Raw genomic sequence first — 12512 nt, 5'->3', positions numbered from 1 at the left:
GCCGCCGGCCTCGCCGCCGCGGCGGGCGAGCTCGTCGGGGACGCGCTCCTGGCCGTCGAGCTCGGGCCGCCCGCGCGCGGTGCCCGCACGCTGTCGCTCGTCGTCGCGTGACGCAGCGCGCACGACGGTCGTTCCCCTGGTGGGCGGTCGCCGCGGCGGTCGTCGTGGGGCTGCCGCTTGCGGGGCTGCTGCCCGCGGACGCCGCGTGGACGCTCGCCGAGCGGACGGTGCCGATCCTGGTCTTCCTGGCGGCGCTCACCGTCGTCGCCGAGACGAGCGCGGGCGCCGGGCTGTTCGACAGGGCCGCGGCGCTCGCCGCCCGCGTCGCGGGTGGACGGCGTGCCGTCCTGTGGGTGCTCGTGGTCCTCCTCGCGACGGTCTCGACCGCGGTGCTGTCGCTCGACACGACGGCCGTCCTGGTGACCCCGGTCGTCATCGCCCTGGCCCGGCACACGCGGACGTCGCCGCTGCCGTTCGCGCTCGCCGTCCTCGCGCTCGCGAACACGGCGTCGCTCGTGCTGCCCGTCTCGAACCTCACGAACCTGCTCGCCGACCACGCGCTGCACCGCGCGGGCGCGTCGTTCCTGCCCCTCATGTGGGCGCCCGCGCTCGTTGCGATCCTCGTCACGGTGCTGCTGCTCGCCGTGCGCGACCGGCGCGCGCTCGTCGGCCGGTACGAGCCGCAGACCGTCCCGCCCGTCCCCGACCGGCCCCTGCTGCTGCTCGCGGCGGGCGTCGTCGGGGTCATGGCGGTGGGCTTCGTCGTCGGCGTCCCGCCTGCGCCGCTCGGCGTCGCCGCCGCCGTCGTCCTGCTGGTCGCGACGCGCGCCCGCCGGCGGCCGTGGCCCGTCCCGCCCGCGCAGCTCGTGCCGTGGCGGACGCTCGTCGTCGTGCTGGGCCTGTTCGTCGTCGTGGAGACCGCCCACGTGCACGGCCTGGGCGAGGTCCTCGCCGACCTCGCCGGGACGGGGGACGACGCCGGCGCGCTGCTGCGCTCCGCGGGCGTCGCGGCGCTCACGTCGAACGCCGTCAACAACCTGCCCGCCTACCTGGCCCTCGAGCCCACCGCGGCGGGCGACCCGCTGCGCCTCGCGGCGCTGCTCATCGGCACGGGCGCCGGCCCGCTGCTCACCCCGTGGGGGTCGCTCGCGACCGTGCTGTGGTGGCACCGGTGCCGGCAGGTCATGCTCGACGTGCCCGCCGCGACGATCGTGCGCCAGGGCCTGCTGCTCGCCCCGCCGGTCGTCGTGCTCGCGGTCCTCGCGCTCGTCGCCACGCACTGAGCGGCGCGCGCGTCACCAGCCTTCGCTCGGGACGCCCACGACCGCGATCTCGTGCCGGCGGTCCGCGAACAGCCGCACGATGCTCACCGAGGCGGGCGCGACCCGCAGCTGGCTCCACGACCCGGGCTGCGCGCCCATCGCGACGCCGAGCGCGGCCCGGATCGCGACCGCGTGACTCACCACGACGACCGTCCGCCCGGTGCCCTCGGCGAGGAGCTGGTCGAACACCTGGCGCAGCCGGTCGCCCACGTCCGCGATCGACTCGCCACCCGGCGGACGCAGGTCGCCGCTCGTGTGCCACGGCTCCAGCAGGCCCGGCCAGCGCTCCTCGATCTGCTCGGCTGTCAGACCCTGCCACTCGCCGAAGTCGGCCTCCTTGACCAGGTCCAGCGTGCGCACCGGCAGCCCGAGCCGCCCGGCGACGATCCCGGCGGTCTGCTGGGTGCGGACCATCGGGGACGCGACGACCTCGGTCGGGTACTCGACGTCGCCCCACAGGTCCTGCCCGATGCGGTCGACGAGGACGGCCGCCGCCTGCGCCTGACGCTCCCCGTGCTCGTCGAGGGGCGGCCCGGGCTCCGACGAGCCCGAGTAGCCGCGCGAGACGGTCATCGTCGTCTGGCCGTGCCGGACCAGGACGACGGTCACCGGCTGGTCCTCGTCGAAGCGCACCCCGGACCCCGAGGGTCGGGGGGCGCGGCCCGTCCCGGGCTCGGGGGCGCCGCGCCGCGGTGCCGCCGCGGCCGGGGTACCCGACCCCGCGAGGTCGGTCGTCGGTGGGGTGAGCGGTCCGGTGCCGTCGCTGTCGGTCACGTGGGCAGTCTCACGGCCGACCGGTGCGCGCGCCAGCCGACCCGCGCGCGCGACCGGTCCGCCCTGGCCCGCGGCTCGTGCTGCGGGGCGGCGTCACCGAGCTGCGTCAGGCCTGGGCGGACGACTCCGGCAGGCGGACGAGGATGCGCCCGCACTCCTCGCAGCGCACGACCTGGTCCTCGGCCTTCGAGCGGATCGCGTCGAGGTCGAGCGGGTTGAGCTCGAGCCGGCAGCCCTCGCACCGACGTCCGCGCAGCGGGGCCGCGCCGAGACCGCCGAGCTGGCCGCGCAGCTTCTCGTAGAGGGCGACGAGCTTCTCGTCGAGCCCCTGCGCAGTGGTGGCCCGGGACGCGCGGACTCGCTCGGCCTCGGCGTCGATGTCCCGGAACGCCGCGTCGCGGTCCGCGGCGACCGCGGTCTTCTGGGCGAGCAGCGCGTCGTGCGCGGACGCGACCTCGGCGAGGGCGCCCTCGTGCACCTCCAGGCGCTCCATGACCTCGAGCTCGACCTCCTCCAGGTCGGACTGCCGACGTCCGAGCGCCACGAGCTCGCTCTGCAGCGCCTGCAGGTCCTTGGGCGACCCCTGCCCCGAGTCGAGGCGCGCCTGGTCGCGCGCGGCGCGGACCCGGACCTGCTCGACGTCGGCCTCCGCCTTGGTGAGCTCGCGGCGCAGGTCCTCGGCCGCGGTGCGCGACGTGACGAGCGCCGTGTGCAGGTCCGCGAGCTGCGCGTCGAGCTCGAGGAGCCGCGCGAGCTCGGGCAGCGAGCGCCGCCGGTGCGCGAGCTGGTCGAGCGTCGTGTCGAGCGCCTGGACGTCGAGCAGGCGGCGCTGGTCCGCCGCGGGGGCAGTGGTCACGGGTGTCCTTCCGGGGTGGCGGGCGCGGCGACGCGGCCCGTCCAGGGGTCGGTGCTCAGGGTGCTGACGCGGGTCTCCACCGTAGTGCCCGCGGCGGCGAGGTCCGCCTTGAGGTCCCGGGCGGCGTGCGCGAGCCAGGGCCACTCGGACGCGAAGTGCGCGAGGTCGACGAGGAACGGGCGCGAGCGTCCGTCGCGCGCCTCGAACTGCGCACGCTCGCGCAGCTCGGACGCGGGGTGGTGCCGCAGGTCGGCCGTCACGTACGCGTCGGCGCCCGAGGCCCGCACGGCGTCGAAGAGCGAGTCCCCCGAGCCGCCGACGACCGCGACCCGCTCGACGTGGCCGTCGGGGTCGCCCGCGAACCGCACGCCCTGCGCCGTGGCCGGCACCGCGGCGGCGACGGCGGCGGCGAACCGCGCCAGCGTCGTCGGCTCCGGCAGCCGGCCGACGCGTCCGATGCCCGTGGCACCGGGCCACGACGCGAGCTCCAGGACGTCGAACGCCGGCTCCTCGTAGGGGTGGGCCGTGCGCATCGCCGCGACCACCGCGGCGCGCAGGCGACGCGGCGCGACCATCTCGACGCGCGCCTCGACGACGTGGCTCGCCTCTCCCACCGTCCCGACGGCCGGCGTCGCGCCGTCCAGCGGCGTGAACGTCCCCTCGCCCGTCGTGCTCCACGCGCAGCGCGCGTACCGCCCGACCGCGCCGGCGCCCGCGGCGGCCAGCGCGTCGACGAGCGTCCCGGCGTCGTCGGCCGGGACGAACACGACGTGCTTGTCGAGCGCCTCGGCGGGCGCGGCCTGCAGCGGGACGGTGTCGACCAGCCCCACGGCGGCCGCGAGCGCGTCCGCGACGCCGCCGGTCGCCGCGTCGGCGTTCGTGTGCGCGGTGTAGAGCGCGACACCGGACCGCACGAGGCGGTGCAGCAGCGCGCCCTTGAACGTCGTCGCGGCGATCGAGTGCACGGGCCGCAGCAGCAGCGGGTGGTGCGTGACGACGAGGTCGGCGCCCCAGGCCACGGCCTCCTCGACGACGTCGGCGACGGGGTCGACGGCGAGCAGGACGCGCCGGACCTCCTGGTCGGGGTCGCCGGTGACCAGCCCCACGGCGTCCCAGGACTCAGCCGTGGAGGGCGGGTACCGCTGCTCGAGCAGCCGGGTCACGTCCGCAAGGCGTGGCGCAGTCACGAGCCGAACGCTACCCGGCCCGCGCGCGCCGCCCCGTCGGCCTCGACCACCTCGACCAGGTCGCCGACCCGCACCTCGCCCGTCGTCGTCGGCACCATGCGGATGCCGAACCACACCTTGCCGTCGGCACGCCGATGACGTGCCAGCGTCCGGATCGGCTCCTTCCCGGTGACGAGGGCGTCGAGGTCGACCGTCGTCAGGACGCACCGGTCGCACTGCTCCGCGAACCGCAGCTCGACGTCGCCGGCCCGCAGCGTCGCCCACCGGTCCTCGGCGAACGCCTCGAGGTCGCCGCTCACGACGAGGCTCGGGCGGAACCGCTCCATCGGCAGCGGCGCGGGCGGCTGCGGCGAGCCCGTGGGGTCGGCCGACTCCAGGGCCCGGTCGGCGATCCAGCGGTTCAGCGCCGCCATCGACGCCTCGGTCGTGACGAGCAGCGGACCCGCGTCCGCGAGGGTCAGCGGGTCGCCCGGCCGCCCGCCGTGCGCGAGACTCACCGGGCGGCGCGTCGGGTCGTCGAGCCACACGAGCCGCACCGGCCGCTCGAGCGCGCCCGACAGCCACGTGTCCGCCTCGGGGCCCGCCGACGTCGCACGGTCCAGGCGCGACAGACCCACGGCGACGTCCGGTGCGCGGTCGCCCGGCTCGGCGACGAGCAGGTCGGGCACCCCCGGCGCGGACAGCCGGAGCGCACCCTCGACGGGCGTCGCGCGGACGCCCAGCATCCGCGGGTGCTCGCGGGCGGTCAGCGTCGTCCCGTCGTGCGTCACGACCATCCAGCGGCGGTCGCCGCGCGGCCCCCACGGCTCGACCTGCACGGACGGCACGTCGACGCCGCGCAAGGACTTCACGGGGTAGACGTGCAGCGACGCGACCCGGACCGATGCGACCACCAGCGGACGGTAGCAAGCCGAGGGTACGGGGGACGTCCCCCGCATCGGGCGTCGGGCTGACCGCCCCGCAACTCGGGGGCGGATCTGGTTCCTGACCTGCGGTTCCGCTCGCGAGGCTGGTGGTGCGCCCGACCGCCGGGCGACCGCGCGGCATCCGCGCGCTGGCCCCCGGAGAGCCGCCATGTCGCTCCTGTCGCCCGGCCGCCCCTCAGCCGCCCCACCCCGTCCACCGGTCCGTCCCGTGGCCCGTCCCCACGGCGCACCGCTGCACGGCACCAGCGCGACATCGACGTCACCCGCGTCGCCCGCCGGCACGCGTCCGCCGCGCGACGCGTTCGTGGACGGCGTGCGGGCGATCGGCACCGTGCTCGTCGTCCTCCTGCACTGGCTGATGGTCGAGGCGACCTGGGACGGGCGCACGCTCGCCGTCGGCAACGCGCTCGCGCACGGCCCGGCGTGGCTGCTCACCTGGCTCCAGCCGCTCCCCCTGCTGTTCTTCGCGGCCGGTGCCGCCGCCCGGTACGACCTCGAGCGGCACCCGGGGTGGCGGGGCCTGCACTTCGCCGGCACGCGGATGCTGCGGATGGCGCGGCCGGTCGCGGTGCTCGCGGTCGCGTGGGCGGCCAGCATGGCCGCGCTGCCGCTCCTCGGCGTCCCGGAGGCCGCGGTCGACCGTGCCGCCCGGATCGTGCCGCAGCCGCTGTGGTTCCTCGGCGTGCAGGTCGGCCTGCTGGCCCTGACGCCGCTGCTGCTGCGCGCGCTGCGCCGCTGGGGCGCCGCCCGGGTGCTGGTCGTCCTCGCCGCGCTGCCCGTCGTCGTCGACGTCCTGCGCTTCTCCGACCAGGTGCCGGTCTCGGGCGTCCCGAACGTGCTGCTCGTCTGGGCGCTGCCCTACGTCGGCGGCCTCGTGCACGCCCAGCGCCGCCTGGCCCCACCCGCCGACCGCCGCCCGGACGCGCTGCCCGAGCGGGCCGCGCTCGCCCTGCTCGTCACGGGCGGGCTGGCTGCCACGGTCCTGCTGCTGGCCACCGGGCCGTATCCGGTCTCGCTCATCGGGATGCCCGGCGACGCGATCTCCAACCTGGGCCCGCCCACGGCGCCCGTCGTCGGCTTCGCCGTCGCGCAGGTCGCCGCGGCGCTCCTCGTGCACGACACGCTGGCCCGGTGGGCGCGGCGCTCGGCGGTCGTGCGGTGGGTCGGCGCACGGTCGATGGGGCTGTACCTCTGGCACCTGCCGGCGGTGTTCGCCGTCACCGGCGTCGTCCTGGTCGGGCTGGACCAGACGCTGCCCGCACCGTGGTCGGCCGCATGGTGGGTCACGCGCCCGGTCCACCTCGGCGTGGCGGCGCTCGTCCTCGTGGGTCTGGTCGCGGCGGCGGCGCGCGTCGAGCGACGGATCCCGCGACGGCTCGGCCGCGGCTGAGGCACCGCCGACGCTGCGCGGTGGACTGCCGTGCCGTGGGCCCGGCCGGTTTCGAACCGGCGACCTCCGCGGTGTAAGCGCGGCGCTCTGACCAGCTGAGCTACAGGCCCGTCGTGCGACCCGCTGACGCCGGTCGACGGGCGCTCAGCCTACCGGTGCCGGTCACCGCCGTCGGGGCGCCCACCAGAGGCGGCGGTGCGGTGCGTCAGGCGGGCAGCGCGGCGATCGCCGCGCGGTAGGCGCCCAGGTCACGGGCCTGACCCGCGGGGTTCACGACCGACCAGCGGACGACGCCGTCGGCGTCCACGAGGAAGCTGCCGCGCAGCGGGCGGCCGTGCGCCTCGTCGAACACCCCGTAGGCCCGCGCCGCCTCGCCGTGCGGCCAGAAGTCGGACAGCAGGTCGAAGCCGTAGCTCTCCTGCTCCTTCCACGCGCGCAGCGTGAAGGTCGAGTCGCACGAGATCGCCAGGACGCGCACACCGGCGCCGTCGAAGGCCGCGATGTTGTCGCGGATCTCGCACAGCTCGCCCCGGCACGTCCCGGAGAACGCGAACGGGATGAAGACCAGCACGACGGGCGTGCCGCGCAGCCCGCTCAGGGAGACGGGCGTGCCGTGCGTGTCGACGAGCTCGAGGTCGGGCGCGACGTCGCCGGGCTGAGGGACGCCCGTCACTTGCCGCGGCCGCGCGTGCCGAGGCGCGTCGCGGACCAGTCGGCGGCGATCGCGAACGTCGTCATCGCGTGCAGGCCGGACGTCGTCGCGGCCTCCTCGATGTCGCTGTGCGACACGTGGCCGGAGCGGCCGGACTTGGGGGTGAGCACCCAGATCGGCCCGTTGTCGTCGAGCACCGTCATGGCGTCGACCAGGAAGTCGGTGAGGTCGCCGTCGTCGTCGCGGAACCAGATGACCGCACCGTCGGTGACGTCGTCGTAGTCCTCGTCGACGAGGTCCGAGCCGGTCACGTCCTTCAGGGCGTCACGGAGGGCCTGGTCGACGTCGTCGTCGTAGCCGAACTCCTGGATCACCTGACCCGCGGTGAACCCCAGACGCCCGGCGGCCTGCGCGCCGGCGTCGTCCGTGCTGGAAGACACGTCCCGACCTGTCCCTTCGTCGATCTCGCCCCCGGTGGGACGACCTCATGATGTCCGCACACCGTAGCCCACCGCACCACGGCGGGCCCTGGCAAGGGATCGTGGCGCACGCGGCGTGTCCTCGCCCGGCGACCGGTGGGACCGGGTCGCGCCCGGCGACCGAGGACCGGTGTCACGGACGTCACGTGGCCCGAGGACCGGGACGGTGTGACTTTAGGCCCGGGTCGGACCGAGAATGGGGCCGATCACCCGCACCTGTCGTCGCACCTGCGTGCGTCGCCGGGGTCGGGCCCAGATGCGCGCCGGGGCCACCAGGCCTGCGCGTGCGGACGAGAGGCAAGGAGCACCGGTGGCTTCCATCGACGAGACGGGCCCGCTCATCGGCGGCCTGCTCAGCCAGGTCCCCGACATCGACCCCGCCGAGACCGGCGAGTGGATCGAGTCGCTCGACGGGCTCATCGAGGACAAGGGCGGCCCGCGCGCCCGCTACGTGCTGCTCAGCATGCTGCGCCACGCGCGGCAGCGGAACGTGGCCATCCCGGCTTCGCTCAACACGCCGTACGTCAACACGATCGCGGTGCACGACGAGCCGTACTTCCCCGGCGACGAGGTCATGGAGCGCCGGTACCGCTCGTGGATCCGCTGGAACGCGGCGGTCATGGTGACCCGCGCGCAGCGTCCCGGCATCGCGGTCGGCGGTCACATCTCGTCGTACGCGTCGGTCGCGACGCTCACCGAGGTGGGCCTCAACCACTTCTTCCGCGGCAAGGACCACCCGGGCGGCGGCGACCAGGTGTACTTCCAGGGCCACGCCTCCCCCGGCGTGTACGCCCGCGGCTTCCTCGAGGGGCGGCTGAGCGAGCACCAGCTCGACGGCTTCCGCCAGGAGCTGTCGCACCCGGGCGGCGGCCTGCCGTCGTACCCGCACCCGCGCCTCGCGCCGGACCTGTGGGAGTTCCCGACGGTGTCGATGGGCCTCGGCCCGGCGTCCGCGATCTACCAGGCGTGGACGAACAAGTACCTGCACCTGCGCGGCATCAAGGACACGAGCCAGCAGGACGTGTGGGCGTTCCTCGGCGACGGCGAGATGGACGAGCCCGAGTCGCGCGGCATGCTCCAGCACGCCGCCCAGCAGGGCCTCGACAACCTCACGTTCGTCGTCAACTGCAACCTGCAGCGGCTCGACGGGCCGGTGCGCGGCAACGGCAAGATCATCCAGGAGCTCGAGGCGCAGTTCCGCGGCGCGGGCTGGAACGTCATCAAGGTCATCTGGGGCCGCGAGTGGGACACCCTGCTCAACGCCGACAAGGACCGTGCGCTCGTGCACCTCATGAACACGACGCCCGACGGCGACTTCCAGACGTACCGCGCGGAGAACGGCGCGTTCATCCGCGAGCACTTCTTCGGGCGCGACCCGCGCACCAAGCAGCTCGTCGAGAAGATGACGGACGACGAGATCTGGGCGCTGAAGCGCGGCGGTCACGACTACCGCAAGCTCTACGCGGCCTACAAGTCGGCGCGCGAGCACACGGGGCAGCCGACGGTCATCCTGGCGCACACCATCAAGGGCTACGGGCTGGGCTCGGGCTTCGCGGGGCGCAACGCCACGCACCAGATGAAGAAGCTCAAGTCGGACGACCTCAAGACGCTGCGCGACTCGCTGCACATCCCGATCTCCGACGAGCAGATCGACGCGAACCCGTACGTGCCGCCGTACTTCCACCCCGGCATGGAGGACGAGGGCATCCAGTACATGCTGGAGCGCCGCCGCCAGCTCGGCGGGTTCGTGCCCGAGCGCCGCTCGACGCACAAGGCGATCACACTGCCCGACGCCAAGGTGTACGAGGGCCTCGCCAAGGGCTCGGGCCACCAGGAGGTCGCCTCGACCATGGCGCTCGTGCGCCTGTTCAAGGACCTCGTGAAGGACAAGGAGTTCGGCCACCGCCTCGTGCCGATCATCCCCGACGAGGCCCGCACGTTCGGCCTGGACTCGATCTTCCCGAGCGCGAAGATCTTCAACACGAACGGCCAGAACTACATGGCCGTCGACCGGGAGCTCATGCTCTCGTACAAGGAGTCCGAGTCCGGGCAGATCATGCACACCGGCATCAACGAGGCCGGTTCCGCGGCCGCGTTCCAGTCGGTCGGCACGTCCTACGCGACGCACGGCGAGCCGCTCATCCCGTTCTACTTCTACTACTCGATGTTCGGGTTCCAGCGGACGGGCGACCAGTTCTGGGCGGCCGGCGACCAGATGGCGCGCGGGTTCCTCATCGGCGCGACGGCCGGTCGCACGACGCTGACGGGCGAGGGCCTGCAGCACGCCGACGGCCACTCCCCGCTGCTCGCGGGCACGATGTCGCACGTCGTCCACTACGACGCGGCGTACGGCTACGAGCTGCGGCACATCGTCAAGGACGGCATCGAGCGCATGTACGGGGAGGGTGACGGCCGCGACAAGGACGTCATCTACTACCTCACCGTCTACAACGAGCCGATGGTCCAGCCGGCCGAGCCGGAGGGCGTGGACGTCGAGGGGATCCTCAAGGGCATCCACCTGCTGTCCCCCGCCGAGGGCGACGGGCCGCGCGCCCAGATCCTCGCGTCGGGCGTCGCGGTGCCGTGGGCGCTCGAGGCGCAGCAGCTGCTCGCCGAGGACTGGGGCGTGCGCGCCGCGGTGTGGTCGGTGACGAGCTGGAACGAGCTGCGTCGCGACGGCCTGGCCGCGGACCAGCACGACTACCTGCACCCGGGCGAGGAGCCCCGGCAGGCGTACCTCACGCAGAAGCTGCAGGGCGCGGAGGGCCCGTTCGTCGCGACGACGGACTACGACCACCTCGTCGCCGACCAGGTCCGCGCGTGGGTGCCCGGCACGTACGCGACGCTCGGCGCCGACGGGTTCGGGTTCTCCGACACCCGCGCGGCGGCACGCCGCCACTTCAAGATCGACGGCCCGTCGACCGTGGTGCGCGTGCTGCAGCAGCTCGCCCGCACGGGTGCGGTGCCCGCCGAGGCGCCGGCCCAGGCCATCGAGCGCTACCGCCTGCACGACGTGACGGCCGGGACGTCCGGCAACACGGGCGGCGACTCCTGACCGGCGTCTGACCGGCTCCCGAGGGGCCGACGACGAGGCCCGCGGTGGTGATCCACCGCGGGCCTCGTCCGTCTGCTGGTGCGTGCGTCCCGGCGTCGTGCGTCCCGGGCCGTTCGGTCAGCTGCGTCAGGTCCCGGGGATGGTCTGCTCGGCCTGCGCGACGACCCGCGCGAGCTCGGTGCGCAGGTCCGCGACCGCGCGCTGGTCCGGGTAGAGGTCGAGCGACGACAGGTGCTGCTTGGCCTCGAGCGGGCGGCCGGCCTCGATCGCCGCGAGGACGAGATGCCGGGCGACCTCGGGGTCGTGCTCCCGCGGGCGCCAGTGCCCGACGCCCAGGCCGAGCGCGTCGACGGGCTGGCCCGCGCCGCGCAGCAGCGCGAGCGACTCGACGAGCGCACGCCCGGAGGGGTCGCGCTCCGACGCCGTGGTCAGGCGCCGCACGGTGCCCTCGTGGTCGTCGCGGACCGACAGGCGGGCGACCTCGATGAGCGGGTACCAGGCGCGCGGGTTCCCGGCGAGCTCCTCGCCGAGTGCCCACACCGCCAGGTCGGCGGCCCGCTCGCGCTCGACCTCGTCGGCGGGCGCGGCCAGGGGGTCCTCCTCGGACCCGGTCTCGGCGGCGCGGCGGCGCACGATCTCGGCGAGGGCGCGGAACGCCCGCTCGTTGTTGGGGTCGTCGCTCAGCATCGAGCGCAGGGCGTCCTCGTGCAGCGTGTCGCCCCGGCGGGCGGCGGTGGTCGGTCGTCGGGCTCCGACGCGCGAGGCCGAGCTCGGCCGACGCATCAGCTGTCTCAGTCGGGGCAGGAGAGCCATGTCGCGACCTTAGCCGTTGGCCGGGTGAAACACCCGGGCCTCCCAGGGGCCGCTCCTCGACCGCGCACAGCGCGTTTGTCGACTTCCCACAAGCGCTCCTCCTATGCTCCCCCTATGCCCGGACCTTCGCACGGTGGCCGTCCCCCGACAGGGGCGGGTGCCGCCCGACCGACCGACGCCGCACCTGCCGCGCGGACGCGGACGACCGCGTCGCAGGCGACGGGCGACGCCGCCAACGCGGAGACGCAGCGCCGGGTCAAGGAGGGCTCGGGCCTGCTGGCCGCGGCCGCGATGCGCCGCCTCGACGAGGACCTCGAGTGGTACCGGGCGCTGCCCGCCGAGGACCGGTCGTGGGTCGGCCTGGTCGCGCAGGCGGGCATCACGGCGTTCGTCACGTGGTTCATGGACCCGACGCGGCCGCCGCACGGCGTGGGCGACATCTTCGCGACCGCACCGCCCGAGCTGACGCGGTCCATCTCGCTGCAGCACACCCTGCAGCTCGTGCGGGTCGTGGTCGACGTCGTCGAGGCCAACAGCGACCGGCTCGCGGCCCCCGGCGACGAGCGCTCGCTGCGCGAGGCCGTGCTGCGGTACTCGCGGGAGGTCGCGTTCTCCGCGGCCGAGGTCTACGCGCGTGCCGCCGAGGTCCGCGGCGCCTGGGACGCGCGGCTCGAGGCGCTGGTCGTCGACGCGATCGTGCGGGGCGACGTCGACGACGCGCTGCGCTCGCGCGTCGCGGCCCTGGGGTGGAGCGGGCGCGGGTCGACGCTGGTCATCGTCGGGACGACGGTGTCCGCGCTCGACGAGGTGCGCGCGGCCGACCTGCGCCGGGCGACGCGGCGGGCCGCAGACGACGCCCTGGTCGGCATCCACGGCGACCGCCTGGTCGTCCTCGTCGGCGGCGAGGGCGACCTGCGCGGCGCCGTCACCGCGCTGCTCCCCCGGTTCGGTCCGGGACCGGTGGTCGTCGGCCCGGAGGCCCAGGACCTCGCCGACTGCGCCCGGTCCGCGCGCGCGGCGCTCGCCGGGCTCGCGGCCGCCGCCGCGTGGGCGCAGGC

Annotated in this window: 11 protein-coding genes and 1 tRNA gene; 4 read left to right on the top strand and 8 right to left on the bottom strand. The window is 75.2% G+C overall.

The window, feature by feature from the left end:
* Positions 1-107: 107 nt before the first annotated feature.
* The gene (locus CBZ_RS11240) at positions 108-1283 is read left to right on the top strand and encodes an SLC13 family permease (RefSeq protein ID WP_130781633.1); all 1176 of its coding nucleotides are present in this window, start codon (positions 108-110) and stop codon (positions 1281-1283) included.
* Between the two features lie 12 nt (positions 1284-1295).
* Here the strand turns inward: CBZ_RS11240 and CBZ_RS11235 are convergent, their stop codons facing one another.
* The 4 genes from CBZ_RS11235 to CBZ_RS11220 form a co-directional block, all read right to left on the bottom strand.
* Positions 1296-2096 (bottom strand): histidine phosphatase family protein, encoded by an 801-nt coding sequence (locus CBZ_RS11235; protein WP_130781632.1) that lies wholly within the window; start codon positions 2094-2096, stop codon positions 1296-1298.
* A gap of 106 nt (positions 2097-2202) precedes the next feature.
* The gene (locus tag CBZ_RS11230; protein WP_130781631.1) at positions 2203-2952 is read right to left on the bottom strand and encodes a zinc ribbon domain-containing protein; all 750 of its coding nucleotides are present in this window, start codon (positions 2950-2952) and stop codon (positions 2203-2205) included.
* Positions 2949-4139, bottom strand: coding sequence for a Nif3-like dinuclear metal center hexameric protein (locus CBZ_RS11225; RefSeq protein WP_130781630.1), 1191 nt, complete (start codon positions 4137-4139; stop codon positions 2949-2951). Before CBZ_RS11225 ends, CBZ_RS11230 begins: the two co-directional genes overlap by 4 nt.
* The gene (locus CBZ_RS11220; protein ID WP_246013291.1) at positions 4136-5032 is read right to left on the bottom strand and encodes an MOSC domain-containing protein; all 897 of its coding nucleotides are present in this window, start codon (positions 5030-5032) and stop codon (positions 4136-4138) included. Before CBZ_RS11220 ends, CBZ_RS11225 begins: the two co-directional genes overlap by 4 nt.
* Positions 5033-5273: 241 nt before the next feature.
* Between CBZ_RS11220 and CBZ_RS11215 the strand changes: the two genes are divergently transcribed.
* On the top strand, positions 5274-6455 hold the full coding sequence (locus CBZ_RS11215; protein ID WP_165446741.1) for an acyltransferase family protein: 1182 nt from the start codon (positions 5274-5276) through the stop codon (positions 6453-6455).
* Positions 6456-6491: 36 nt separating this feature from the next.
* On the opposite strand, the gene CBZ_RS11210 is transcribed toward CBZ_RS11215, so the two are convergent.
* The 3 genes from CBZ_RS11210 to CBZ_RS11200 form a co-directional block, all read right to left on the bottom strand.
* Positions 6492-6565, bottom strand: a tRNA-Val gene (locus tag CBZ_RS11210).
* A 95-nt stretch (positions 6566-6660) separates the two neighbouring features.
* Positions 6661-7128, bottom strand: a complete 468-nt coding sequence (locus CBZ_RS11205; protein ID WP_130781627.1) for a peroxiredoxin — start codon at positions 7126-7128, stop codon at positions 6661-6663.
* Positions 7125-7547 carry a DUF3052 domain-containing protein gene (locus CBZ_RS11200; protein WP_130781626.1) on the bottom strand — a complete coding sequence of 141 codons (423 nt, stop codon included), beginning with the start codon at positions 7545-7547 and terminating at the stop codon, positions 7125-7127. The genes CBZ_RS11205 and CBZ_RS11200 overlap by 4 nt, the downstream gene beginning before the upstream one ends.
* A gap of 349 nt (positions 7548-7896) precedes the next feature.
* Between CBZ_RS11200 and aceE the strand changes: the two genes are divergently transcribed.
* Positions 7897-10641, top strand: a complete 2745-nt coding sequence (gene aceE, locus CBZ_RS11195; RefSeq protein ID WP_130781625.1) for a pyruvate dehydrogenase (acetyl-transferring), homodimeric type — start codon at positions 7897-7899, stop codon at positions 10639-10641.
* Between the two features lie 126 nt (positions 10642-10767).
* On the opposite strand, the gene CBZ_RS11190 is transcribed toward aceE, so the two are convergent.
* Entirely contained in the window at positions 10768-11454 is a 687-nt protein-coding gene (locus CBZ_RS11190) for a hypothetical protein (RefSeq protein WP_246013289.1), read from the bottom strand.
* A 114-nt stretch (positions 11455-11568) separates the two neighbouring features.
* On the opposite strand from CBZ_RS11190, the gene CBZ_RS11185 reads away from it, so the two are divergent.
* Positions 11569-12512 (top strand): PucR family transcriptional regulator (locus tag CBZ_RS11185; RefSeq protein ID WP_130781624.1); only part of this gene is annotated, 944 nt, incomplete at its 3' end.

This window comes from Cellulomonas biazotea (assembly GCF_004306155.1).
Lineage (GTDB): Bacteria > Actinomycetota > Actinomycetes > Actinomycetales > Cellulomonadaceae > Cellulomonas > Cellulomonas biazotea.
The sequence above is the reverse complement of the archived record's forward strand: the minus strand, read 5'-3'. Positions and strand labels throughout refer to the sequence as shown.